Source organism: Solicola gregarius (assembly GCF_025790165.1).
Taxonomy (GTDB): domain Bacteria; phylum Actinomycetota; class Actinomycetes; order Propionibacteriales; family Nocardioidaceae; genus Solicola; species Solicola gregarius.
The window spans coordinates 2,842,867-2,867,062 of record NZ_CP094970.1 but is presented as its reverse complement, the minus strand read 5'-3'; the positions used below and the strand labels follow the sequence as shown (position 1 = coordinate 2,867,062).

General features: G+C 68.3%; 21 protein-coding genes and 1 pseudogene. 12 read left to right on the top strand and 10 right to left on the bottom strand.

The features are described from left to right. Nucleotides 1-34 precede the first annotated feature (34 nt). Entirely contained in the window at nucleotides 35-1,663 is a 1,629-nt protein-coding gene (gene menD, locus L0C25_RS14075; RefSeq protein WP_271632296.1) for a 2-succinyl-5-enolpyruvyl-6-hydroxy-3-cyclohexene-1-carboxylic-acid synthase, read from the bottom strand. A 240-nt stretch (nucleotides 1,664-1,903) separates the two neighbouring features. Here menD and L0C25_RS14070 point away from each other — a divergent pair, with 240 nt between their 5' ends. The 4 genes from L0C25_RS14070 to L0C25_RS14055 are packed head-to-tail and all read left to right on the top strand — an operon-like array spanning nucleotide 1,904 to nucleotide 7,660. Next, a complete protein-coding gene (locus L0C25_RS14070; protein ID WP_271632295.1) occupies nucleotides 1,904-2,866 on the top strand; it encodes an ABC transporter permease in 963 nt (320 codons plus the stop codon). Between the two features lie 11 nt (nucleotides 2,867-2,877). Continuing rightward, on the top strand, nucleotides 2,878-3,792 hold the full coding sequence (locus L0C25_RS14065) for an ABC transporter permease (protein ID WP_271632293.1): 915 nt from the start codon (nucleotides 2,878-2,880) through the stop codon (nucleotides 3,790-3,792). Further along, a complete protein-coding gene (locus tag L0C25_RS14060; protein WP_271632291.1) occupies nucleotides 3,789-5,885 on the top strand; it encodes an ABC transporter ATP-binding protein in 2,097 nt (698 codons plus the stop codon). Before L0C25_RS14065 ends, L0C25_RS14060 begins: the two co-directional genes overlap by 4 nt. A gap of 50 nt (nucleotides 5,886-5,935) precedes the next feature. Beyond that, nucleotides 5,936-7,660 (top strand): ABC transporter family substrate-binding protein, encoded by a 1,725-nt coding sequence (locus L0C25_RS14055; RefSeq protein ID WP_271632290.1) that lies wholly within the window; start codon nucleotides 5,936-5,938, stop codon nucleotides 7,658-7,660. A 75-nt stretch (nucleotides 7,661-7,735) separates the two neighbouring features. Here the strand turns inward: L0C25_RS14055 and L0C25_RS14050 are convergent, their stop codons facing one another. Next, complete coding sequence (locus tag L0C25_RS14050) at nucleotides 7,736-8,686, bottom strand: o-succinylbenzoate synthase (protein ID WP_271632289.1); 951 nt, start codon at nucleotides 8,684-8,686, stop codon at nucleotides 7,736-7,738. Between the two features lie 151 nt (nucleotides 8,687-8,837). Here L0C25_RS14050 and L0C25_RS14045 point away from each other — a divergent pair, with 151 nt between their 5' ends. After that, entirely contained in the window at nucleotides 8,838-9,776 is a 939-nt protein-coding gene (locus tag L0C25_RS14045; protein WP_271632288.1) for a hypothetical protein, read from the top strand. A gap of 69 nt (nucleotides 9,777-9,845) precedes the next feature. Here L0C25_RS14045 and menE read toward each other — a convergent pair whose 3' ends face one another. Beyond that, nucleotides 9,846-10,889 (bottom strand): o-succinylbenzoate--CoA ligase, encoded by a 1,044-nt coding sequence (gene menE / locus L0C25_RS14040; RefSeq protein ID WP_271632287.1) that lies wholly within the window; start codon nucleotides 10,887-10,889, stop codon nucleotides 9,846-9,848. 113 nt (nucleotides 10,890-11,002) lie between these two features. Here menE and L0C25_RS14035 point away from each other — a divergent pair, with 113 nt between their 5' ends. Next, complete coding sequence (locus L0C25_RS14035; RefSeq protein ID WP_271632286.1) at nucleotides 11,003-11,872, top strand: 1,4-dihydroxy-2-naphthoate polyprenyltransferase; 870 nt, start codon at nucleotides 11,003-11,005, stop codon at nucleotides 11,870-11,872. A 7-nt stretch (nucleotides 11,873-11,879) separates the two neighbouring features. Here L0C25_RS14035 and L0C25_RS14030 read toward each other — a convergent pair whose 3' ends face one another. Continuing rightward, a complete protein-coding gene (locus L0C25_RS14030) occupies nucleotides 11,880-12,476 on the bottom strand; it encodes a TetR/AcrR family transcriptional regulator (RefSeq protein ID WP_271632285.1) in 597 nt (198 codons plus the stop codon). 263 nt (nucleotides 12,477-12,739) lie between these two features. Then, nucleotides 12,740-13,477 (bottom strand): acireductone synthase, encoded by a 738-nt coding sequence (gene mtnC, locus L0C25_RS14025; protein ID WP_271632284.1) that lies wholly within the window; start codon nucleotides 13,475-13,477, stop codon nucleotides 12,740-12,742. Between the two features lie 637 nt (nucleotides 13,478-14,114). Between mtnC and L0C25_RS14020 the strand changes: the two genes are divergently transcribed. The 4 genes and pseudogenes from L0C25_RS14020 (at nucleotide 14,115) to L0C25_RS14005 (ending at nucleotide 16,589) form a co-directional block, all read left to right on the top strand. Next, nucleotides 14,115-14,729, top strand: a complete 615-nt coding sequence (locus L0C25_RS14020) for a winged helix-turn-helix domain-containing protein (RefSeq protein ID WP_271632283.1) — start codon at nucleotides 14,115-14,117, stop codon at nucleotides 14,727-14,729. Continuing rightward, nucleotides 14,696-15,766 carry an AMP-binding protein gene (locus tag L0C25_RS14015; RefSeq protein ID WP_333908538.1) on the top strand — a complete coding sequence of 357 codons (1,071 nt, stop codon included), beginning with the start codon at nucleotides 14,696-14,698 and terminating at the stop codon, nucleotides 15,764-15,766. The genes L0C25_RS14020 and L0C25_RS14015 overlap by 34 nt, the downstream gene beginning before the upstream one ends. Beyond that, nucleotides 15,663-16,247, top strand: a pseudogene (locus L0C25_RS14010) (AMP-binding protein); the annotation flags it as partial. The gene L0C25_RS14015 and the pseudogene L0C25_RS14010, both read left to right, overlap by 104 nt. Continuing rightward, nucleotides 16,224-16,589, top strand: coding sequence for a phosphopantetheine-binding protein (locus L0C25_RS14005; RefSeq protein WP_271636833.1), 366 nt, complete (start codon nucleotides 16,224-16,226; stop codon nucleotides 16,587-16,589). The pseudogene L0C25_RS14010 and the gene L0C25_RS14005, both read left to right, overlap by 24 nt. A 52-nt stretch (nucleotides 16,590-16,641) precedes the next feature. Here L0C25_RS14005 and L0C25_RS14000 read toward each other — a convergent pair whose 3' ends face one another. After that, on the bottom strand, nucleotides 16,642-17,880 hold the full coding sequence (locus tag L0C25_RS14000) for a cytochrome P450 (RefSeq protein WP_271636832.1): 1,239 nt from the start codon (nucleotides 17,878-17,880) through the stop codon (nucleotides 16,642-16,644). Between the two features lie 41 nt (nucleotides 17,881-17,921). Between L0C25_RS14000 and L0C25_RS13995 the strand changes: the two genes are divergently transcribed. Beyond that, nucleotides 17,922-18,767 (top strand): thioesterase II family protein, encoded by an 846-nt coding sequence (locus tag L0C25_RS13995; protein WP_333908537.1) that lies wholly within the window; start codon nucleotides 17,922-17,924, stop codon nucleotides 18,765-18,767. Nucleotides 18,768-18,777: 10 nt separating this feature from the next. Then, on the top strand, nucleotides 18,778-19,869 hold the full coding sequence (locus L0C25_RS13990; RefSeq protein ID WP_271632280.1) for a DNA glycosylase AlkZ-like family protein: 1,092 nt from the start codon (nucleotides 18,778-18,780) through the stop codon (nucleotides 19,867-19,869). Here the strand turns inward: L0C25_RS13990 and L0C25_RS13985 are convergent. From L0C25_RS13985 to L0C25_RS13970, 4 genes are read right to left on the bottom strand one after another with little or no spacing between them, the layout of a single operon-like run. Continuing rightward, nucleotides 19,856-20,689: a sugar phosphate isomerase/epimerase family protein gene (locus tag L0C25_RS13985; RefSeq protein WP_271632278.1), complete on the bottom strand. Its 834-nt coding sequence runs from the start codon at nucleotides 20,687-20,689 to the stop codon at nucleotides 19,856-19,858. The two genes, L0C25_RS13990 and L0C25_RS13985, sit on opposite strands and share 14 nt — an antisense overlap. Continuing rightward, nucleotides 20,686-21,498 carry a thioesterase II family protein gene (locus L0C25_RS13980; protein ID WP_271632276.1) on the bottom strand — a complete coding sequence of 271 codons (813 nt, stop codon included), beginning with the start codon at nucleotides 21,496-21,498 and terminating at the stop codon, nucleotides 20,686-20,688. Before L0C25_RS13980 ends, L0C25_RS13985 begins: the two co-directional genes overlap by 4 nt. After that, nucleotides 21,495-22,943 carry a lyase family protein gene (locus L0C25_RS13975; RefSeq protein WP_271632275.1) on the bottom strand — a complete coding sequence of 483 codons (1,449 nt, stop codon included), beginning with the start codon at nucleotides 22,941-22,943 and terminating at the stop codon, nucleotides 21,495-21,497. The genes L0C25_RS13980 and L0C25_RS13975 overlap by 4 nt, the downstream gene beginning before the upstream one ends. Beyond that, nucleotides 22,940-24,148 (bottom strand): ATP-grasp domain-containing protein, encoded by a 1,209-nt coding sequence (locus L0C25_RS13970; protein WP_271632273.1) that lies wholly within the window; start codon nucleotides 24,146-24,148, stop codon nucleotides 22,940-22,942. Before L0C25_RS13970 ends, L0C25_RS13975 begins: the two co-directional genes overlap by 4 nt. Nucleotides 24,149-24,196 lie beyond the last annotated feature (48 nt).

The window sequence follows — 24,196 nt, the reverse complement described above, 5'->3', positions numbered from 1 at the left end:
GGCGGTGTACTCGACTAGAGCGTAATCCCACGAGCTAGTCCACGAGCCCACGGATCCGGCCGTCGAGGACCCGCCGGTCACCACGGCCGATCACCGCCTCCACCACCTCGATGCCGTCGGGTATGCGGGCCAGCGCGTCGACCAGCGCATCGTTCGAGTCGACCTTCTGGTGCGCGACACCCATCGACGCGCACAGCACGCCGAGGTCGACACCGGTCGGCGTGCCGAAGATCCGCTCGAACGCGTCGGCGTACTCCTCGGCCCCTTGCTCCAGGGTCGCGAAGATGCTGCCGCCGTCATCGTTGGCCACCACGATGGTCAGGTCGGGACGCGGTTCGTCGGGCCCGAGCAGCAGGCCGTTGCTGTCATGGAGGAACGTCAGGTCGCCCACGTACGCGAGCGAACGCGACGACCTGCGCCCCAGTGCCGCACCGATCGCGGTCGAGATCGTGCCGTCGATACCGGCCAGGCCGCGGTTCGCCATCACCATCCGGCGCTCGCCGACCGGGTACGCGCGCGCCATCAGGTCGAGGTCGCGGACGGGACTCGACGAACCCACGACCAGCAACCCCTCCGGCGGCACCGCTTGCGAGACGGCCCGCGCCACCGCCCACGGGGTGAGGCCGGGCAGCTCGGACAGCAGCCCATCGAGCCGGGCGCGTATCTCTGCGTCGGCCGCGGTCCACTCCTCCAGCCAGCCGTCGCCCGCGGGCTCCGGCGCCTCGACCGCCTCGACCACCCGCGCCGCTCCGCGTACGACCGGTGCGTCGTGCGGCGCGACCACCACCACCTCGACGTCGGCGCGGTCGAGAAGCCCGGTCACCGGCCGCGACAATGTGGGGTGGCCGTACACGACGACGCGCTCGATCCGCTCGGCGAGGCTCGACCGGCCGAGCAGCAGCCGATATGTGGCGATCGGGCGTGTCCCCGTACGCGAGCCCGAGGTCGGCTCCGCGAACAGTGGCCAGCCGGCGTCCTGTGCGAGCACCCGCGCCGGCGGCCCGGCATCGTCGCCGGCGACGACGACCGTGCGCGGGCCGACGTCCAGCGCCACGGGCTCGGGTCGCGCCGGAGCCGACGCCGCGGTCCAGGGCACGTCGCCCGGCCGACCCGGCGGCACCTCGACGGACGGCGCGGCAAGCGGCTCGCGCAGGCAGACGTTGAGATGCACCGGCCCCGAGCGGCCGGCGGCGAACGTACGCGAGGCGACCGAGCGCCAGTCGGCCGAGCTCGCCGGAATGACGTCGGCCGCCGGGATCTCGGCATATCGCACCACTGCGTCGCCGAACAGCTTCACCTGGTCGGTCGTCTGGTTCGCGCCGGTGTCCCGCAGCTCTGCGGGACGGTCGGCGCTCACCACGATCAGCGGTACGCGCGAGTGCGCCGCCTCGAGCACCGCGGGGTGAAGGTTCGCGACCGCCGTGCCGGAGGTCGTCACGACGGGGACCGGGCGGTGCGAGCCCTTCGCCAGTCCGACCGAGAGAAAGCCGGCGCTGCGCTCGTCCACACGTACGTGCAGCCGCAGCCGACCGGCCCGGTCGGCCTCGTGCAACGCGTACGCCAGCGGCGCGGAACGCGACCCGGGAGACACCACGGCGTCGCGTACGCCGAAGCGGACGAGCTCGTCGACGACAACGTGTGCGACCGCCGTCGCGGCGCTCATCGCGACCGGTTTCCGTAGTCGGTGATCTGAGTCACAGCGGGCTCAACGGGGGGCATCCGGGACACACGCGCGAGCCTACTCCCCAACGGCCGTTGTGAAATCGTGACTCGCGCCGGATAGTTTCGTAACCCGACCACGCGTTATCGTCCAAGCTGCAGTAGTACGCGCGTAGGGCCGTTGACGTCCACAGGGGCCGGACCCACCGACGCGAACCTCAAGCGGCATATCGGGGATAGGTCTGTGCTGAAATTCATCGGACGACGCCTGGTCAGCTACGTGGCCATGCTGTTTGTGGCGACGAGTGCGACGTACTTCCTGGCGTCGTGGTTCCTCGACCCACGTTCGAACTACCTCGCCATGCGCCCGCAGCCCTCGGACGCTTCGATCGACAAGTCCCTGGACTACGCGAACATCAACGACCAGACGCCCCTGATCGAGCGCTACGGCGAGTGGGTCAAGGGAATCGTCCTGCACCTCGACTTCGGTAAGAGTCCGCAAGGTGAGCCGATCAACGAGGTGCTCTGGCATCGCGCGTTGATCAGCCTCGAGCTGGTGACGATCGCGACCATCCTCGCGATCGTGATCGGCATCTCCGTCGGCGTCGCGACCGCGATCCGCAAGTACAGCCTGTTCGACCGCACAGCCAACGCGATCAGCGTGCTGTTCCTCGTCACTCCCACATTCGTCATCGGGCTCCTGGTCGCCCTCGTGTACCTACGGTTCCACGAGTCGACCGGCATGAACCCGTTGTATGTCACCGGACCGATCGAAGGCGGGTTCCTCGACTTCTTCCGCTACATCGCACTACCGACGCTCACTCTGACGCTCGCGGGTTACGTCTCGTACCACTTCACCCAGCGGACGTATCTGCTCGACACGATCAACGACGACTACGTGCGTACGGCGCGGGCGAAGGGCCTGCGCAAGAACGTCGCCATCCGCCGCCACGCGCTGCGCACCTCGCTGATCCCGACGGCGATGGGTGTCGCGCTGAGCATCACGACGATCGTCACCGGCTCGGTGTTCGTCGAGAAGATCTTCTCCATCAACGGCGCCGGCTACTACTTCATCGACACGTTGAGCAAGAACGACATCAACGGCACGGTCGCGGTCGCGTTCCTCGGCGGTGTCGCCACCTGCGTCGGGCTGCTGCTCGCCGATCTCGCGATCGCCATGCTCGATCCACGGATCCGGATCAGTTAGGAGGGCCTGCGATGACCACACCGACCGTTGCCACCATCGAGGCCGAAGAGCGCGTCGCGATCCGGCGTACCTCCAAGGGCCGCCTGCTCGTACGTCGGTACATGCGCAACAAGCCCGCAGTAGTCGGGCTCGTCATGCTGCTGCTGTTGGTCGCGTTCACGCTGATCGGGCCGATGTTCGCCAAGTACGACTACGAGGAGCTCGACTTCCTGGCACTCAAGGAGGCGCCGTCGGGCGAGCACTGGTTCGGCACCGACAACGCCGGCGGCGACCTGTACGCGCTGTGCATCCGCGGTCTTGGTCGCTCCCTGATGATCGGCTTCATCGCCTCGATCGGCATCACGGTCATCGCCGCGCTCGTCGGAACCGCGGTCGCGTACTTCGGGGGCTGGATCGAGAAGGTCGGCACCTGGATCCTCGACATGCTGCTGGTCATCCCGGCGTTCCTGGTCATCGCGATCGTGACGTCGAGCGCGTCGGGCACGAACGGCTGGCTGTGGCTGACTCTTGCACTGATGCTGCTCGGCTGGGTCGGGTACGCCCGGGTCATCCGCTCGGTCGCCCTGTCGCTGCGCGAACGCGAGTACGTCTCGGCCGCGAAGTTCATGGGGGTCGACTCGTTCACCATCCTGCGCCGTCACCTGATCCCCAACCTGGGCTCGATCCTGATCATACATACAGTGCTCGGTGTCGTGTACGCGGTCGAGCTGGAGACCGCGCTGTCGTTCGTCGGCTTCGGCATCAACCCACCCGACACCTCGCTCGGCGTGCTGATCGACAGCGGGTCGAAAACGCTCGAGACAGCGCCGTGGATGTTCCTGATTCCGGCAGGTCTCCTGGTCGCGCTGTGCTTCGCGATGACGATGATCGGCGACGGGCTCCGAGACGCGCTCGATCCGTCGTCGGAGTCAGGAGGTAAGGCATGACCGCCGAACCGCTTAGTGCCGCACCGAAGTTCGGTGCACCCGACGGCACCGTGTTGAGCGTGCGTGACCTCCAGGTCGACTTCGCCAGCGAGGCCGGCAAGGTGCAGGCAGTGCGCGGAGTCTCATACGACCTGCAGCCGGGGCGTACGCTCGCGATCGCCGGGGAGTCCGGATCGGGTAAGTCGGTCACATCCCTTGCCATCATGGGGCTTCTGCCCACCTCGGCCGCAGTCCGTGGCTCGATCATGCTCGGTGACCGCGAGCTGGTCGGCCTCAATGACGCCGAGATGTCGAACATCCGCGGTCGCGACATCGCGATGATCTTCCAGGACCCGCTCTCGGCATTGACACCCGTCTTCACCATCGGTGAGCAGATCGCCGAGGCGCTCGACGTTCATCAGGATCTCAACCGGGCTCAGGTGCACGAACGCTCGATCGAGCTGCTCGACCTGGTCGGCATCCCGCGCCCCGCCGAGCGCCTGAAGTCGTACCCGCACGAGTTCTCCGGCGGCATGCGCCAACGGGTGATGATTGCGATCGCGATGGCCAACGACCCGAAGGTGATCATCGCCGACGAGCCGACGACCGCACTCGACGTGACGATCCAGGCGCAGATCCTCGACGTGCTCAAGACCGCCCAGCGCGAGACCGGCGCCGCCGTGGTGATGATCACGCACGACCTCGGCGTCGTCGCAGGCATGGCCGACGACGTGATGATCATGTACGCCGGTCGCCCGGTCGAGCGCGGCACCGTCGACGACATCTTCTATCGACCGCAGATGCCTTACACCATGGGGCTGCTGGGTGCCGTGCCCCGCCCCGACCAGGGCAAGGCGGAGCGACTCGTACCGATCGAGGGCAACCCACCGGCGCTCGTCGATCTGCCACCCGGGTGTCCGTTCGCGCCGCGGTGCCCGATGGCCGAGGATCGTTGCCGCACCGAAGAACCCACGCTGCTCGCCCACCAGGAGCCCGAAGACCACGTCGTTGCGTGCGTACGCGCCGGGGAGATCGTCGCCCGTGGGCTGAGTCCGACCGACGTGTTCCCGGTGCCGGAGGCCCCGGAGTCGGTCGTCGGCGACGCACCGCGTTCGGAGCGCCCGAGCGTGCTCGAGGTCGAGGACCTGAAGAAGCATTTCGCCCTGACCAGCGGCATGCTGCGCCGCAAGGCCGGCACCGTACGCGCCGTCGACGGCGTCACGTTCGACATCAGGCGCGGCGAGACGCTCGCTCTCGTTGGCGAGTCGGGGTGCGGCAAGTCGACGACGCTGCTGGAGATCATGCAGCTGAAGGCGCCCCAGAGCGGCCGCATCGTCGTGATGGGCAGCGACGTCGGCGCGATGAAGCGCCGAACGGATCGACACAAGCTGCGTGGCGAGCTGCAGATCGTGTTCCAGGACCCGATGGCGTCGCTCGACCCGCGGATGACGGTGTACGACATCCTCGCCGAGCCGCTGCGGGCGCAAGGCTGGAACCGCAAGCGGATCAACGACCGCATCGGCGAGTTGATGGACCTGGTCGGTCTCAACCCCGACCATGTCGACCGGTTCCCCGAGCAGTTCTCCGGCGGACAGCGCCAACGCATCGGCATCGGAAGAGCGCTCGCCGTCGAACCGGAGCTGATCGTGCTTGACGAGCCGGTCTCGGCGCTCGACGTCTCGATCCAGGCCGGCGTGATGAACCTGCTCGAAGACCTGCAGGCCAAGCTCGGGCTCTCGTACCTCTTCGTCGCGCATGACCTGTCGGTGGTTCGCCACATCGCCGACCGGGTCGCGGTGATGTACCTCGGCCGAGTGGTCGAGCTCGGCGAGATCGAGCGGGTCTTCACCCAGCCGCAGCATCCGTACACCGCGGCACTGCTGTCGGCGGTTCCCATCCCCGACCCGAAGGTCGAACGGGAACGCGAGCGCACCCTGCTCACCGGTGACCTGCCGAGCGCTACGCGGCACATCGAAGGCTGCAGGTTCCGTACGCGGTGCCCGGTGTACCGAGATCTGTCCGAGAAGGATCGCCAGCACTGCGAGACCGACGATCCCGCACTCCTCGGCGAGGGGGTGGTCGACCAATTGCGCGCGTGCCACTTCCCGACGTAGGCCGACGCTTCGGCGTACGGCGTAGAAATTCGACAATCCCAGGAGGGGTTATGAGATTGAAGCAGACGCTCGCGGTGGCCAGCACCGCTGCGTTGCTGACCGTCGCGGCCTGCGGTGGCGGAGATGACGACGACACGCAGAAGGTCGACGAACTGTCGCAGGCGGGCGTACCCGTCAACGCCAGCCCGCTTCCGATGCCGGAACAGGGCGTTGCGTACAACAACCCGCAGCCGCGGGACAACATCAAGGACGGCGGCTCCCTGACGCTGCCGATCGACAACCTCGGGCCGAACTTCAACGGCATGAACGTCGACGGGAACAGCGTCGCGACGGCCGAGATCATGATGTGGACGCAGCCGATGCTGTGGGACTACGACGAGAAGGGCACCCCGTCGCCCAACCCGAACTACCTCGAGTCGGTGGAGCAGGTCAGCGACGATCCGCAGACGATCAAGTACACCGTCAACCCGGATGCGAAGTGGAACGACGGCACCCCGATCGACTGGCGCTCGTTCAAGACCACCTGGATCACCAACAGCGGCGACAGCCGCTACAACCCCGCGTCGACGGTCGGCTACGACACGATCAAGAGCGTGGAGAAGGGCGAGAAGGACAACGAGGTCATCGTGACCTGGAAGACACCTTCGTACCCCTATCAGCTGGCGTTCCCCCAGCTCCTGCACCCGAAGAACAGCGATCCGGAGTACTACAAGAGCGGCTGGATCAACAACATGGACAACGATCTGTTGTCCGGGCCGTACATCGTCGACGAGCTGACCAAGGACACTCTCACCCTGAAGCCGAACCCGAAGTGGTGGGGCCCGGAGCCGAAGCTCGACACCGTCACGTACAACCAGATGGAGCCGACAGCAGCGGTCAACGCCTTCCGGAACGGCCAGATCGACGATGTCGAGATCAACAGCGGTGATGCCCTCGAGCAGCTCCGCGACGTCGATGGTGCAGTGATCCGGCGCAACTACGACAAGGCCACCGCCGTCTACTCCTTCGGCCAGGACAGCGCTCTGTTCAAGGACGATGCCGCCCGCGAAGCCTTCGTACGCGGTACCGATCGCGAGCAGCTCATCGAGATCGCCTTCCAGGGTCTCGACTGGGAGGAGGAGCCTCCGGGTTCGGCGAACATCTTCCCGTGGCAGGAGGGGTACGAGGACAACCTCGGCGAGCTCGGCGAGTACGACCCCGAGGCGGCCAAGCAGATCCTCGACGATGCCGGCTGGGTCGAGGGTGACGACGGGTACCGGGAGAAGGACGGCCAGGTCGCCGAGTTCACGTACGTCAACTTCGGCGACGACCCCGTCGCCGAGGCGACGGCGCGTGCGCAGCAGCAGATGGCCAAGGAGATCGGCCTGAAGATGAACATCGACAACCGGCCGGCCGCCGACTTCTCCAAGGCGCTCACCGACGGCGACTACGACGTCATCAAGATGGGCTGGGTGAGCAGCGACCCGTACGGCTGGGTGTGGGCCTGCCAGCTCATGTGCAGCGACTCGGAGAGCAACTACTCGGGGCTCGGCTCGCCGGAGATCGACAAGGGGCTGAAGGCCGTCGCGGCCGAGAAGGACCCGGCGAAGGCGGTCGAGATCATGAACGAGGCCGAGAAGAAGTCGCTGGCCCTGGTCGGGATGTTCCCGCTGTACGCGGGCCCGAAGATGGACGCCGCCAAGGAGGATCTGGCGAACTACGCCGGCGCCAGCAACAACGGCGGACTCGCGGGCTTCATGCTGCCGCACGCCGAGGACATCGGCTGGCAGAAGTAGTCACCCTCCGCCGCACCAGCAAATCGACATTTGTTATGCCCTGGCATAACAAATGTCGATTTGTTTGTCGGGGGATCAAGGGCCGTCGGCCGCGGTCCGCACACGCGTCAACCGCTCGTCCCATCGCGCGGCCGTCTCGTCGTCGGCGCGTACATCTGCCAGGTCTGTGCGCGGGTCCGGGCGTACGACCGGCAGTGCGCCGTCGCGCGGCGCGAGCGGGTCGTCGACCGTGTCGCGGGTGAGCAGGCGAGTCGTGGCGAGACCGCAGGCGTACGGCAGCTCGGGAAGTGCGGCAGCGAGAGCGACGCCGGCGGCGATGCCGATGCTGGTCTCGAGGGCGCTGGACACCACGACGGGAAGGCCGATCTCCTCGGCGATCCGCAGGCACGCGCGGACGCCTCCGAGCGGCTGCACCTTCAGCACGGCGACGTCGGCGGCGTCGAGGCGCTTGACGCGCATCGGGTCCGCCGCTCGCCGGATCGACTCATCGGCGGCTATCGGTACGTCGACGCGCTTGCGTACTGCCGCGAGATCCTCGACCGCGGCGCTGGGCTGCTCGACGTACTCGAGCCCGTTGGCAGCGCGGTCGAGTGCTCCGATCGCGACGGCCGCCTCGTCGACATCCCATGCCCCGTTGGCGTCGACCCGGATCCGGGCATCCGGCCCGAGCGCGTCGCGTACTGCTTCGACCCGGGCGACGTCGTCGGCAAGCGTCTGGCCCGGCTCGGCCACCTTGACCTTGGCCGTACGACACCCGTGGTCGCCGCTCGCGATCGCGTACGCACGCTCGGCATCGACCGCGGGAACCGTGCAGTTGACAGGAATCCGGTCGCGTACCGGCGCTGGCCAGGGGCGCTCGGCGGAGTCGAGCGCAGCGTCGAGCCACGGGCGCGACTCGGCCGCGTCGTAGTCCCAGAACGGGCTGAACTCCGCCCACCCGGCATCCCCACGCAGCAACATCCCCTCGCGGGTCGTGATGCCACGAAACCGGGTCCGCATCGGGATCGAGTAGGTGACGGTCTCCACCCGGCGCAGCGTACGCGGGGTGACGAGAGAATCTGCACTTGCCCGCGGATCGCGAGCCAACTGCAGATTCTCTCGTCACCGCCCGGCAGATTGTCCACAGATTGCGTGTGCCCGCTATCCGAGCGTTCCGAAATCCGCCACGCTGTGCCGCATGTCCGAGGCGCGTGCTGAGTTCGTACGGACCGTGTCGGAGTCGACTGTGACGGACCAGGACGGCGTGCTCGCGACGTGGCAAGCGGTGTCACTGTTCGGTCGACATCGGGTCGCGCGTGAGGTCCGAGCCGGTCGCTGGCACCGGCCGGCGCGCGGAGTCGTCGTGCTGCACAACGGCCCGCTCTCGATCGCCCAGCAGCGTTGGGTGGCACTACTCGCCTGCGCGCGTGGGTCGGTGCTCGGCGGCATCACCGCGTTGCGTTGCGATGGGTTCACCGGACTCCAGTCCGATGCCGAGTTGCCGCGAGTGGTCCAACCGATGGGTGCCCGCGTCCCGCCGTACGCGAGTGTCAACGTCCACTGGTCGGAGTACCTGGACGAGCGCGATGTACATCCACTCCGGCAACCCGTTCGGCACCGGCCGGCGCGCGCCGCGATCGACGAGGCGAGCTGGACCCCGCACCCCGCGGAGAAGCGGGCACGAGCATTTGTGCTCGCCGTCGTTCAGCAGCGGTTGGCCACACCGCGACACTTCCGCGAGGCGCTGGAACGCCGAGGCGCATGCCGCCATCGGGCGCTCATAGTGGAGTCCATCCTCGACGCCGCCGGGGGCATCCAGTCGCTGCCCGAGCGGGACTTCGACAACCTGCGCAGTGCGCTCCACCTCCCCGAGCCAACAAGACAGGCGAAGGTCAAGCGCGAGGACGGCCGCTACTACCTCGACGTCGAATGGAAGGCGTACGACACTGCATGCGAGATCCATGGCATCCCGCATATGCGGATCGTGCAGTGGGAGTCGGATCTCGCCCGCATCAACGAGATCACCATCGACGGACCGCGGGTGCTGATCTTCAGCTCGTACGCGGTACGCCGATTGCAGGACCGAGTCGCCGACCAGCTGGTCCGGATGCTGCGCCGGGGCGGTTGGCGCGGGTGAGCAGCGTCGAGGACGAGAGAATCTGCAGTTGGCCCGCGATTCGCGGTCAACTGCAGATTCTCTCGTCGGTCACCCGGCCGCCAGCTCGCGCAGGGCCACCCGGTCCACCTTGCCGTTGGGCAGCAGCGGCAAAGCATCGAGCGGCACCAGCTGGCGCGGTGCCCAGGTGCGCGGCAGGCCAGCCGCGACGAGCGCATCCCGCAAAGACGCCAGGTCGGCCCCCGCGCCCGAGACCACGCACGCCACCACGCGCGTACCCCACTCGGCGTCGTCGACGCCGATCGCCATCGCATCGCGCACACCGTCGTACGCCCGCAACGCCTCGGTGACCGCGGGAAGCGGTACGTTCACGCCCCCGCTGACCACGACGTCGTCGACCCTGCCGATGATGCGGAGCCGGCCGTCGGAGTCGAGCTCGCCGAGGTCGGAGGTCGCGAACCACCCGTCCTGCAGGACCTCCGCGGTCGCATCGGCATCGCCTGCATACCCGTCGAAGAGCATCGGGCCGGCCAACTGCACCCGCCGGTCGTCGCCGATACGTACCCGCACGCCGTCGAGGGGCATGCCGTCGTACACGCACCCGCCGCTGGTCTCGCTCATCCCGTACGTACGTACGACGCGTACGCCAGCGGCACGTGCCGCATCGACCAGCGCTGGCGACGACGCGGCGCCACCGAGCAGCACGGCATCGAACGAGCGGAGTATCTCGACGTCGCCCGACTGCACGAGCCGATGGAGCTGCGTTGGTACGAGGGAGACGTAGCGCCGGTCGGCCGACAGTGCGTCTACCGCGGCGCCGAACGAGCCGTGGTCGCCTGCGACGACCGGCTCGTACCCCGCGATCAGCGAGCGCACGAGCACCTGCACCCCGGCGACGTACGTGGCCGGCAGATCGAGCAGCCACTGACCAGGACCACCGAGCCGCGCGTGCGTGGCCGCCGCCGACGCCGAGACTGCTTCCCGGGAGAGCCGGACGCCTTTCGGCTGCCCCGTCGAGCCGGATGTCGCAACGACGAGCGGTTCGACCGACCCGGGCGCCGCGAGCCAGTCCCGCAGCAGCGGGATCACCTCATGCGGTGCGCCGGTCACGGGGCGCAGGCTCGGCTCGCTCATCGACGCAAGCGTAGGCAAGGCCGGTCCCGTGCGCTGTCCCTGGCCCATGCACACAACGGACGGGCCGATCCCGACGTACGCCCCGGGGCCGCGTGCTGCCAGAATTGCCGCTCGTGGCTACCGCATCGCAATGGATCGAGGGCGCCCGCCCGCGTACGCTTCCCGCTGCCATCTCGCCAGTGGTCGCCGGCACCGGCGCAGCCGCGTTCGCCGACTCCGTCGTGTGGTGGCGGGCCGTGCTGTGCCTCGTGCTCGCGCTGCTCCTGCAGATCGGCGTGAACTTCGCCAACGACTACTCCGACGGCATCCGCGGCACCGACGACGAACGCGTCGGCCCCCTTCGGCTCGTCGGCTCGCGCGTGGCAACGGCCGGGTCGGTCAAGGCCGCCGCGTTCGGCTGCTTCGCGGTCGGCGCTGCCGCCGGTCTGGTGCTCGCCGCCGCGACGGGCTGGTGGCTGCTGCTGATCGGCGCTGCCGCGATCGCCGCCGCCTGGTTCTACACCGGCGGGTCGACGCCCTACGGCTACCGCGCGCTCGGCGAGGTGAGCGTGTTCGTGTTCTTCGGCCTGGTCGCGGTCATCGGCACGACCTACGTGCAGGTCGAGGAGGTCACCTGGCCGAGCGTCGCCGCCGCCGTCGGGCTCGGCGCGCTGATCTGCGCGATCCTGGTCGCGAACAACCTCCGCGACATCCCCACCGACCGGGAGTCGGACAAGCGCACCCTCGCCGTCGTGATGGGCGACCGCGGCACCCGGATGCTCTTCGTAGCGCTGCAGGTCGTCGCGCTCGCCGTGATCGGCTGGCTCGTCGCCGCGACCCCGTGGACGCTGCTCGCCCTGGTCGCGCTCGCACCTGGCGTACGCGCGTCGCTGCCCGTCGTACGCGGTGCGACCGGGATGGCGCTCATCCCGACACTGCGAGACACAGGGCTCACCGCACTCGCGTACGGGATCGGTCTCGGCATCGGCCTCGCGCTCGGCTGACACCGGCTCAGACGGGCCGTGCCACCTCGACCAGGTGATCGATGACCTGGCCGTACGTCCCCCGGGCACGATCGGTGTCGCGGTCGACGAGCCAGGCGAGGGAGACACCGTCGTTGACCGCCACGATCAGCCGCGCCAACGACTCGGCCGGCACCACCCACTCGACACTCGCCGCCTTCGCCACTGACTCGAGGGCGGTCGCCGCGGCGTCGAAGTAGCAGCGGTACTGCCAGCCGGCAAGGTCGCCGAGCTCCTCGTGCCGTAAGGCGTAGTCGGTCACCTCGTACGTGAGCAGGTGTACATCGGGCTCGGACTCGAGCGTCGTCCAGAGTGCCTCGAACGCGCGCTCGAGGCACTCGCGCACGCTGGAACCCTCGACCTGCACCGACGTCACCCGATGAATCTGCTCGTCGGCGATCGCCTTCACCATGTCGCGCAACAGATCGGTCATCGACCGATAGACGTAGTGCACGATGCCCGGAGTCGCCCCCGCCTCGGCGGCGACCGTACGCGTCGTCACAGCACCGACCCCCTCGCGCGTAGCGACCCGGATCGCGGCCTCGACGAGCTGATCTCGCCGATCATGCGAGGAGACTCGTGCCATCGACGTCGCTTCCTTTCGCGGCGGAGGTGGAAAGGACAGCCTAAGCCCGGATCGCGACCGTACGCGAGTCCGCTACAGGTCCACGCCGCCGCTGATGCGGGTCGTGCTCTGGCCTCCGACCCGCACCTGCCGCGAGCCTCTCGCCGCACGAGCAGTCCGATGACAGCTGCTGCGAGAGCGCGAGCTCCCCGCCCGACGTACCCGTCGGCGGCGCTTCGTAGTGAACCTGACCAACCTCGCCGACCTCACGCGTACCGGCGAGCTCATCCGCTGCGGTCGGCCGCGAGGTCGAGCCCGTCGAGGCTGTTGATACTCGGATGGTCGCCGAGCTCAATGTGCACCTCACCGCGGCGACGCACGCCGATAGTCGACCACCCCGCCGTACGTGCGGCGTCCAGCTCGGCGCAGGTGTCCGACAGGAACACCAGCTTCTCCGCGGCTGAATCGAGCGCCTCGGCGATGCGCACGTAGGCGGCGGCCTGGGTCTTCGCGCCGGTGTTGCGCGTGTCGAAGTGCGCGGTGAACGCCGACGCGAGGTCGGCCTCGACGCAGTGCGCAAACCACAGCCGTTGGACCCGCACTGGACAAGAGGAGTACACGTACAGCGGTACCCCCGCCGCACGCCAGCGGGCAAGCGCTGGGGGGACGTCCGGGAAGACTGTCCCGGTCAACTCGCCGGCGGCAAAGCCCTGCTGGCAGATCAGCCCCTGCAGGGTCCTCAGCGGTGCAACCTTGCGGTCCTCGTCGCTCCACCGCTCGAGTACTTGCGCAACGTCGCGCACGTCGGCATCGGACCGGCCGACTGCCCGGCGTACGTCCGCGACGACATCGGCGACCACCTCGCGTACGGCGGCCCCGGGCCGGACCACGGTGTCGACGAGGTGAGTGCGGGCGTACGAATCCAGGCCGTTCGCGAACGCCGCCGGCGGACTCATCGTGCCTGCGATGTCGAGGACGGCGGCCGTCGCCGCCACGACGTGGCGACCGCTCGTGCTCACCACGTGCCGACCCCGGCCGGCCGGGGCTATGGACCCACGTTCTGGGGCCGCCAATGCGTCAATCGCGGCCATGCACGGTTCCGATCCAGTACGCATGCCGTCGTCGCTACTCTCTGCGGTCGGTTTGCGCGCGAACGCCGCGCGGATCCTTGACGATGCGAATTCACCATGGAGTGCATCGCTTGTGGGGCAGCCTGTCGCGAGTCTGTCGGCCGCCGGACGCGACGACGAGATCACCTGAGTCGTCGGGGGCGGCCGGCGATCACGGGTACGTACCGCGCGCAGTCATCCAAGGAAAATGCACGGATCGATGTCATGAGGCGAAACGACCGGGTATGCGGCTTCGCCGTTGTGCGAGACTTCCGCCGAAGAGCGCCGACGTGTAACGCTCAGTACACCGAAATGCGATAATGGCAAGGCGATCGGGCAACGGCGACAGAGGCGAGAAAGACCCGTTCAGCCCGCGGCCGCGTCATGTTAGTACGCCCGCGTTTAGCGCATGGCGGGTGCGGCGTCCAACCCCTCGCAACCTTGGCGAACCATGTTTTAGCCCGTGCCCGAGCGGCAAGAATTCGGCCATCCGGCGACGTGGCCTCGGGACAACGACCGCCGGTTACGCATGCCGAGGGAGGATCGAACATTGAGGATCACCGATGCGCCGCTGAGCGCCACGAACCGTACTCACCCCCTTATCTCACGTCCCGCGGTGAACCGCGCCACGCCGGCTTCGTCCACCGACGTCCCGCAGAGCCGGCGGCGACGTCCACCGGGCGACGACATCCAGTTCCTTCGATGGCCGCTGCAATATTGCGAGCGCGATCGCTTCCTGAGTAACCGCACCCCGGTGCTGTGGGTGGCGGAATCCAATGCAGAAGCACCGGAATGTATTGACCCCCTCGAGGACTGGGTGCGCCCGCCTCTGAAACAAGGCGACGTAGACGCTCGCGTCGAAAGCCTGATTCAACGCGCCCGCAACGAACAGATCCCAGCAATCAGTCCGGACAACGTGCTGTGTACGCACGCCGCCCGGTTACCGCTGGCCGACACCGAGGCGGCGATCATGCACGTCCTCGTCGACAATTTCCAGCGAGTCGCCTCCCGCGATCAGCTCATCGAGCGCGCCTGGGGCGAGGAGTGCGACGACCACCGCAACGCACTCGACCTGCGCATCCTGCGTCTGCGGAGGCGTATCAAACCGCTCAAGCTCTCCATCGTCACCGTGTGGGGTCGCGGCTACCTGCTGGAGCCGGCGTGACCACGGCCGGTGAGCTCGTCACACCTACCGCCGCCGGACTGGTCAGACAGGTCGATGCCGAGCGGCCAGGCGTTGACGACGAGCGTGCCGCGACCGCCGTCAACCTCTTCGAGGACGTCGTCGCTCGGCACGCCCGTACACCGGCGGTGGTGGCGCCGGACCGCGCACTCACGTACCGCCAACTCGCACGGGCGTCACGCCGAGTCGCGCGTCGCCTGATCGAGCGCGGCATCGGACCGGAATCGATCGTCGCGGTCGTCGCAGACCGTGACTCGAGCGACTGGCTGGTCGGGCTTCTCGGAATCCTGCAGTCGGGCGCGGCCTACCTGGCGCTGGACCCGTCCTACCCGGCCATGCGGATCGGGTTCATGATCGCCGACGCCGAGCCCACGCTCCTGCTACACACCGGCCGGTCGCCTTGGGACCTCGACGTCGACGACCTCGTCATTGCCGACGCGAGCGCGCCTGGGGTGGCCGACGACGTACTCACAGACGCCGAACGACTCTCGCCCCTTCGCGTGGACAACCTCGCCTACCTGATCTACACTTCCGGCTCGACCGGGGAGCCGAAAGGCGTTGCAGTAACGCACGACGGTATGCGCGCACTCGCCACGACCCAATCCCGCACGATCGGCACCGGCGAGGGCGACCAGGTGCTGCAGTGGGCGTCGCCTAGCTTCGACGCCGCGTTCTGGGACATCACCCTGGCGCTCTTGCACGGCGCAACACTGCACCTCACCCCGGCCGAAGAGCTGCTGCCCGGCGAGCCTCTCTCGAACACGCTCACCGACCGCCGCATCACGCACGCGACCTTGCCCCCCCGTGGCACTCGGTGCTCTGAACCCATCGAGCGACGTGCTCCGCGGCGGAACCGTCGTCTCGACCGGAGACACCTGCACCCAGGGCATCGTCGATGCGTGGGCACCCGAACGTACACTCATCAACGGCTACGGCCCAACCGAGACAACGGTCGGCGCAACGATGAGCGAACCCTTGCGCGGCGGCCGCCGCGCCGACATCGGCACCGCCTTCGATGAGACGCGCGTCGACGTCGTGGACGACGAGCTCAGCTGCGTCGACAGCGGCCGGGTCGGTGAGATCAGAGTCGGCGGCCACGGCATCGCGCGCGCGTACCTCGGCCGACCGCGGCAAACGGCCGCCCGTTTCCGCCCCGACCCGAACGGGACGTCCGGCGAGCGGGTCTATCTCACCGGCGATCTGGGTGTACGCCGCCCGGAGGGGCACTTCGAGTTCGTCGGGCGCCGCGATGCCCAGATCAAGCTGCGCGGCTTCCGGATCGAGCTAGGCGAGGTCGAAGCAACTATCGCCGCGCACCCGGCGGTGTGCACGGCGGCCGTCGGGGTGCGCCAGCTTGAGCCGGGCAGCGACAGCATCATCGGCTGGGTGACACTCGCCGCCGGCTCCCGCCTTCAGGATCTGCAGCGCGATCTCCCCGACAAGCTGCCCCGGCACATGCTGCCGAACCGCCTGATCGTGCTCGAAACCCTACCGACCACTGCGCACGGCAAGATCGACCGAGCCCGACTGCCCACACCGACGGATTCCCCCGGGCATGACCACCCGGCCGAGGCCGCCGATCCGAGCGACCGCTCGGGTCGGCTCGGCGACCTGTCCGGCGACCTCGAAGACATCGTGCGTGAACTGTTCGTCGAGAACCTGCCGGCAGTCGACGCCGTCCGACCCGGCGACGACTTCTTCAGTCTCGGCGGGGACTCGATCAAGTTCACTCGGCTGATCAGCACGGTCGCAAAACGCACCGGCGTACGACTGCCGCTGCGCGACGCCTTCGAGGCGGCAACACCGGCCGGTCTCGCCGCCTTGGCCGGCGGCCGCACCTGATGCGAGACGGGCGGGTGCCGGCAGGCTCTGGGTGTGGAGCGCCGCTGTTACCTCAGGCTCTGTGTAGACGAAGTGGCAGGCTGCTGTAGCCGAACAGGAAGTTCGAGAAGACCTGTCGCGGTGCCGCAGCCTCCTCGATCCGGACGACACGCTCGCATAATGCGTCGAACAGGCAGCGCAACTCGATGCGAGCCATGATCGCGCCGACGCAGTAGTGCCTGCCCTGGCCGAAGGTGAGGTGGTCGCGCGCGGGGCGGTCGATGTCGAAACGCCCGGGCTGTTCGAACCACTCCGGATCGAGGTTGGCGGCGCTGTTCCACAATGCGACGACCTCGCCGCGGCGGATGGTGTGCTCGCCGATCTGCACATCGGCCGTCGCGGTTCGGGCGAAGTGCATCGACGGCGTACTCCAGCGCAGCACCTCCTCGATGGCTGTGGGCAGCAGGTTCGGCGACACGTTGCGGGACTCGCGTAGCTTGGTCCACTGCGCAGGGCAGCGCGCGAAGGCGAGAGCGCCGGTACCGGCAGACACGCGCGTCGACTCGTCGCCGCCGAGGATCAAGGAGTAGCAGTTGAGCGCGAGATCGTCGTCGTCCAACGGCTCACCGTCGACCTCGGCGCTCGTCAGCACACTGACGAGGTCATCGCCAGGGTCGGTGCGCCGCGCGGCCACCAGGTCGGCGAGGTAGAGCAGCAACTCGCTCCGCGCACTGATCGCGTCGAGTTCGGAGCTGTCCTCGTCATCGGACGACAGAGCCGCCTTGGTGTAGGTGAGTAGTTGCGGTCGATCTGACTCCGGCACCCCCATCAGGTCACAGACCGCCTCGATAGGGAGACGGTCGCCGACATCGGTCGCGAAGTCGACGGTGCATCGTTCCACCGCCTCGTCGACGACGCGTGCCGTGCGTCGCGCGATCGACCGCTCGACCGACTCGAGATGCCGCGGCGTGAAGAACCGGCTCATCGCCTTACGAAGCGCCCGGTGTCGTGCGCCGTCGGTTACCGCGAGCATGCGTCCACCAGCGGAATCACCGCCGGCGAGCAGGGTGTCGAGAATGCTGCCGCGCTCAGACGTGAAGTTCTCCCGATCACGGTAGGTCGCGCGGACGTCGGCATACGAGATGACCGACCAGAACCCGGTGTCTTCGAACGGCTGCCAGAACACGTGATCGCGGGCCCGCAACGATTCCCACAGTTCGACGAGATGGCCGTGTTCCCCGGGCCGAAAGGTCTGCGGGTCGGTGAGATCGAAGTCGAGTCCGGTGATCACCACCCAATGGTCCCGATTCATACGCACCGCAGCCAGCCTGACGAATGACCCGTGAATGATCCGTGCAAGGTTGTTCGACCGGGCGTCACGAAGACACCGAGACTCGAGGGGTGATCCACAGCGCCACGGCTCCGACCGCACCGCCCAAGAGACGCTGGCAGCACGGCGATCCACCTGCGCCGGGTACGCCACGCATCGTCTGCTGTCCGCACTCCGGCGGCAGCGCCACATACTTTCGGCCATGGTCGTCAGCGGTCCCCGACGGGGTCGCGTTGGTGCCCGTCCAATACCCCGGCCGGCACGAACGCCTCGCCGAGCCGTTCGCGGAGAGTGTCGAACAGATCGCTGATGCGCTCGCGACGGAACTCCTCGCGGACGTCGCCGAGGGACCCGGCGACACGCCAGTTGTACTGTTCGGCCACAGTATGGGCGCCTCTGTCGCGTTCGAGACCGCCCGGCGAGTCAGTGGTGCCGGCGCCACCCTGTGTGGACTCATCGTGTCCGCGCACGTCGCCCCCACGGTGCCCGTCACGAGCACGGTGCATGAACTGCCCGATGACCAGATGTGGCAGGCACTCGCTGAATGGGGCGGCACCGAGACCGAGGTCCTCGACCTCCCGGAACTGCGCAAACTGTTCACACCTGCCATCCGCGCCGACCTCACGATCAGTGCCGCCTATGTCGACCCTGCCGCCAACGGAAGCCTCGACGTCCCCGTCATTGCCCTGGCCGGCGAATCCGACTCAATCGCTCCGACATCCGATATGCACGAGTGGGCGGACGTGACCACCGGCGGATTCGCGATGCGTACGTTCCCCGGCGACCACTTCTACCTCGTCGACTACGTCGAGGACATACTGCGCATCGCCAGCGACGTCCTACAAGCCGCACATTCGGACTCCCCGTAGGCTCGGCCGCATGAGCAATACAGCCATCGTGGACAGGGACCGCTGGCTCGGGTACCGCTGGAGCGGACACGGCCTGGGTGGGCACGCAGAGGACGACGTTCTCGACGATCTGCTCCTCCTCGGCTTGCAAGGTAGTCGTCAGTCCAACGGCGAGCAGGCGCTCTCCCAGCGCACCACAAGCCTCGACAACACGGCCATTGCGGACGCGATCACTCCGAGCGGCCCCGCTGTGTGCATGTGGTCAGTACGCGGGGCGCCGCATGCGCACAGCGCCGATCAACTGGACCTGGTGCGCGATGCCCTCGCTCCGCTCGAGTCCGACGATGGCGGAGCGGCGTTCGTCGAAGCGGTCGATGAGGTCGCCGCCGCGCTCGGGAGAATCGTGCAGGGCAAGACACCCAAGGGCGACGCCAGCCGACAGGTCGCCGACGAAGTGTCGCCATCCCTGTCGTCGTACTGCCCGAGGTGCGATGCCGTACACGTGCCAGACGGGATGTTCCGAGCCGCGGTGCGGCAGGCGCAGGTCGTCATCGGCCCGTCGGAAGGCCGTGCCACGATCTTCTACCCACGTCCGAAAGTGAAGCAGCAAAGTGTCGAGAACCCACACAAGAGGTTCCTCGAGACGTTCTTCAGGGTCAACGGGCCGATCACCAAGACGCTCTACCGGGACTGGCAGGAGGCCGGCACCACCGGCATCACCAGAGTCTGGAACGACCTCGATGGCGACCTCGTCAAGGTGAAGATCGGCTCGAAGAGGTGCGATCTTCCCGAATCCCTGCTCGACCGCCTGCGTACGGCAAGCCCTCCGAAGGGAGCGGCGTTGGTGCCGCCCAACGACCCCTACCTACGCCAAGCCGACCGCGCGTTGCTCGTGCCCGACTCCACGCGTCGCCAGAAGGTGTTCAAAGCGTTGTCCGGCCCGGGCGCACTCCTGGTCAACGGCGAAGTCGCAGGCATGTGGCGCTACCGCAGCTCGTCGGCCGAGGTGACGATCGAGCCGTTCGACCGGCTCACGCCAACGGAGAGGAAGGCGGCCGAGGAGCATGCCACCGCGATCGCGACCTCGACCGGCGGTGACGAACCAACAATCATCTGGGCGTGACCTGCGCGCGTACCACGTCGGCGAGCACCGCACGGGTGGTCGTCAGCGCTTCGGCAAGATGTGCTGCGACGGCCGCGTCCGGTACCGCGGGACCGAACAGTTCCGGCCCGATCGGGACGTCCGCGCGAACACGCAGCGTACGCAGCTGATTGACGAGATCGAACTGCCCGGCCCCGGGCGCTAGCCGCGCCGTGATGCTTTCGGCGACCGGGTCGGATGCGGCATGGCGCGGGCCGTCGGCGACCTGGACCGCTGCGATCGACGGCCCCGTGAGATCGGCCGGCGGGTGCATGCGATTGAGGTGCCACAGGTCGACGAGCAGTGCCGTGCCGGTGCCGGCGTACGAACACAAGTCCATGGCGCTCCCGACGTCCGGCACCCCCGAGTAGACCTGCGGCTCGACGGCGACCGACATGCCTCGGGTCGCGGCAGCGGCAGCAAGGGCGGCGAATCCGTCCCATGCCCCGTGACCGAGCGGGCGCCAGGTGACGTCGACGGCGTTCAGTAATGGGATCCCGAAACGCTCCGCGAGCTCCAGGCACGTCTGCACTGTGACGAGCGCGTGCGCTCTGTGTGCGGGATGGGCGGCTACGGCGCCCGGGACCCAGGTGACGACCGGGTCCAGGCACGCGAGCGTCAATCCGGTGTCATCGAGGGCTGCACGCACAGCGCGGCCGCCGTCGGCTCCGACGGCCGCCGCCAGTTCGGCCGGTGATGCCGACATCGACGCGTACCCCGCGTCGGCCGCTGCGCACAGCCTCGTCATCAGGTCATGCCCGACGAGCGTTCCTGCCCAAAGACACAGCGGCGCTCCTGTCATGCTCGGTGAGCCTCGAATGCCGAGCCGGCCTCGGAGGCGAGGCCGAGGGAGGTCTCGAGGGCGCCTTCCAACGACCCCGCGACCTGCCGAATCACCTCGTCGCGGTGCTCCGTGACGAAGAAGTGATCGCCGCGGAGGATTGTGCAGCGAAACGGCCCGATGGACTGGCTGCGCCATGCCTGGACCTTGCCGGGTCCGGCCTCCGGGTCGTCGTCTCCGCCGAAAGCGTGCAGTAGTACGGGGAGTGGCGGCTCCGGCTCGTAGCGGTACGAGTCGACATAGTCGAAGTCGGCTCGCAATGCGGGCAGCACGAGTTCACGCAGTTCTGGGTCGGCCAGCACATGCGCGGGCATGCCACCAATGCCTGCGACGCGTTCGAGGAACGCGTCGTCACACAGGCTCGAGTCTTCCGGCGACTCGACTGGAAGCTGTGGCGCGGGGCATCCGGATACGCACAACAGCACCGGACGGGGCCGGCCGCGCCGACGCAGCTCGCGAACGACCTCGAAGGCGAGACGGGCGCCGACGCTGTGCCCGAAGAGGGCATACGGTCGGTCCAGTCGTCGCTCAATCGCGTCGGTGAGTTCCGACGAGTCGAGGCGTGGCCGCTCAGCGAGTCGCGACTCGCGGCCGGGCGGGCGCACCGGCAGCACCTCGACGTCGGTGTGTTCGGCGAGCATGTCCGGCCAGCCGTCGTACGCCGACGCTCCGGCGCCCGCATGCGGCAGGCAGAAGAGTCGCGCCCGCGCAGCCCGGCGAGGTACTGGGCAGGTGAGCCATCGGTCCGCTGCCGCGTCACTGATCGTCACGCATGCTCCTGGCGCAGTTCGTCGACGGCCCGCGCGATGCGGATGTGGGTGGACTCCCACCTGCCGCTGGCCGCACGCAGGTTGCGGCGGGCGGCCAACAATGAGCCGGTGAGATCGGCCAGGTCGTGCTGAACGGTCTGCGGGGCCGGTCCGCCTCCGTAGCAGTTCGATTCGGCAACCGACGTCACGTCCAGCGTGTCGAGCGCGGTCCCACTGTCGGCGCCGACAACGTCGCGCAGCGAGACGCCTGCTTGAACCGCACGGCGCGCCGCCGCACCGACGATCTCGTGGGCGGCCCGGAAACCTCGGCCGTCGGCGAACGCCAGCTGATTGGCGATCTCCGTCGCCTCGGTCATGCCGGACTCAGCCCGCGCGAGCATCGCCTCGCGGTCGGGGATCGCGTTCGACACAACCAGTCGCAACAAGGTGACCGACTCGGTCGTGACTCGTACCGCCTCCTCGACATAGCGCGTCGCCTCCGTGTGCACCGCGATGGAGTTGGTGAACGGCGACTTCTGCGTACCAGCAGACATTGCTGTGAAGGCACCGAGCGCAGCGGCGGCACGGCCCTGGACGTGTTCGAGCACGTACGCATTGCGCTTCTGGGGCATCATCGAGCTCTGTCCGACCAAGGAGTCAGGCAACCGAAGCAGTGGCTCTGGCGCACTGATCCACCCGTGCAGATCCGTGGCTACCCGACTGAGCAGATCGGCGATGCCGGTGGCGTCCGCGCAGAGCCGAAGCGCTGTGTCGCGTGAGGCAACGGCGGCAAGGGAGTTCGACGACGGGCGGGTGAAGCCGAGCAGTTCAGCGGTACGCTGCGCGTCGATGGGAATAGAAGTGCCGCCCATGGCACCCGCCCCGAGCGGGCACTCGTCGAGGTCGTCGATCGCCAGTAGCAGATGCCGCAATGTGCGTCCGAGCTCGCCGGCCACGGCGGCGAGGTAGTGCGCGTACGTGATGGGCAGCGCCGGCTGACCGTGCGTGAACCCGGGCATCACGGTGTGCAGGTGCGCGCGGGCCTGACGCAGCAGTGTGAGTTGCAGTCGCACCAGCGTAGTGCCGAGCATGGCCAACGCCCGCCGCAGCGACATCGCCGCGAGCGTCGCGGACAGGTCGTTGCGCGATCGCGCCGTTGGAAGCCAGCCGGCCACCTCGAGATCGAGTTGCTCGCAGAGATAGCCCTCGTACATCAGGTACCACCCGCGCGGCGCGGGACGTTCGTGCAGGTCGGCCAGGTCGCTTGCATCCAGCTTGTCAATGGCGTCCAGCACGGCCACGCCGGCAGGAGCGGGCACGATGGCGCGCTCGACGAGCATGATCAGGTGTGCCCGGTCGACATCCATCGCGGTACGCAACTCGCCCGCGAGCGCCTTTTCGACACCTGGCTGTTGCACGATCGCCTGCGCCTCGGGCAGAAGCGTGCTGGTCAGCCGCCCCGTCACGCGAGACACCCGCGCGCGGCACCGGTGAGCACTTCCAGCGCGGACTCCACCCGCTCGGCAGCCTCACCGGCGTCGGCACCCTCGGCGATCACCCAGCCTGCACGATCTCGGAAGTCGCCGTACGCGCCAGTGCCAGCGCGGAAGCGATCGTAGGCGACATCCACAACTCCGGGACAGGCCCGGACCTCGTCGAGGTCAGGGCGGGTTCCCTCGGGCGGATTGACTGCGAAGCCAATGGCCGCACCGCTACGCCGACCGGGCGTGGAGACAAGCGGTTCACCCAGCAGTGTCCGCAGATGCGCCGCGAGCATGTCCACGTCGGTCGCGACGCGCACGAGCGTCGTGATGCGCCCACCTGGCAGGCGCGGGTTGACCTCGATGATCCATGCGGCGTCGGCGGTGACCCGCAACTCGACGTGTGCGTTCTGGTCGGCGAGACCAAGTGCCCGGACGGCGGCAAGGGCGAGACCCGTGACACGTTCGGTCTCGCTGGTGGTGAGGCGTGCCGGGTGCTCGTGCCCGACCTCGATGAAGTACGGCGGTGCGCCAAGGCGTGTCTCTGTGACACCGGCTACCTCGCCACCGAGGATCTCCACCGAGAGTTCACGGCCGGGCACGACCTGCTCGACAAGAACTGCGCCGGGCATCGCCTCGCCACGCTCGTCCACCGCCCCGGCGAGCAGCCGGCCGGCGTGCGCTGCGACCTCGTCTGCCGTCGTGCACAACCGAACCCCCACCGAGCCGCTGCCGGTCACCGGCTTCACGACAAGCGGCCCGCCGATGTGCTCTGCACAGGCAGCCGCCGACGCTGCGTCCCCCGCGACCATCCACTGCGGCACCGCTACGCCGGCCGCGGCCAGGACCTCACGCTGGCGCGCCTTGTCGTTGCAGCCGGCGACCGCCTCGGGATCCGGACCTCGCAAGTGCAACGCGGCCGCGACCCTTGCCGCCGTCTCGACGAACCGATCGGACGCCGAGGTGACGAGTGCGATCCGGCCGGGTAGGTCACGCAGCACCGCGAGCACCGCGCCCGGATCTGCTGTGTCGGCCGACAGGGTCCGGGCGATTCCAGCGGCGAACGGGTAACGGCCAGGGTCACGCGCGAGCAGCACAGGCTCGAGATCGAGCTGCCGCGCAACGTGTAGCAACTCCTCACCATGGCCGGTCGTGTTGCTCTCCACGAACGCCGCCACGAGACGCGTCATGTCGCCCTGCCCTCCACGTCGGAGCCGGTCATGCGGAACGATCGACGG

Excerpts from the sequence above, each read along its gene's own strand:
- L0C25_RS14060 (WP_271632291.1), top strand. The coding sequence starts at position 3,789 with ATGACCGCCGAACCGCTTAGTGCCGCACCGAAGTTCGGTGCACCCGAC.
- L0C25_RS13970 (WP_271632273.1), bottom strand. The coding sequence starts at position 24,148 with ATGACGCGTCTCGTGGCGGCGTTCGTGGAGAGCAACACGACCGGCCAT.
- menD (WP_271632296.1), bottom strand. The coding sequence starts at position 1,663 with ATGAGCGCCGCGACGGCGGTCGCACACGTTGTCGTCGACGAGCTCGTC.
- L0C25_RS14000 (WP_271636832.1), bottom strand. The coding sequence starts at position 17,880 with ATGAATCGGGACCATTGGGTGGTGATCACCGGACTCGACTTCGATCTC.
- L0C25_RS13990 (WP_271632280.1), top strand. The coding sequence starts at position 18,778 with ATGAGCAATACAGCCATCGTGGACAGGGACCGCTGGCTCGGGTACCGC.
- L0C25_RS14045 (WP_271632288.1), top strand. The coding sequence starts at position 8,838 with ATGTCCGAGGCGCGTGCTGAGTTCGTACGGACCGTGTCGGAGTCGACT.
- L0C25_RS14030 (WP_271632285.1), bottom strand. The coding sequence starts at position 12,476 with ATGGCACGAGTCTCCTCGCATGATCGGCGAGATCAGCTCGTCGAGGCC.
- L0C25_RS14065 (WP_271632293.1), top strand. The coding sequence starts at position 2,878 with ATGACCACACCGACCGTTGCCACCATCGAGGCCGAAGAGCGCGTCGCG.
- L0C25_RS13985 (WP_271632278.1), bottom strand. The coding sequence starts at position 20,689 with ATGACAGGAGCGCCGCTGTGTCTTTGGGCAGGAACGCTCGTCGGGCAT.
- L0C25_RS14055 (WP_271632290.1), top strand. The coding sequence starts at position 5,936 with ATGAGATTGAAGCAGACGCTCGCGGTGGCCAGCACCGCTGCGTTGCTG.
- menE (WP_271632287.1), bottom strand. The coding sequence starts at position 10,889 with ATGAGCGAGCCGAGCCTGCGCCCCGTGACCGGCGCACCGCATGAGGTG.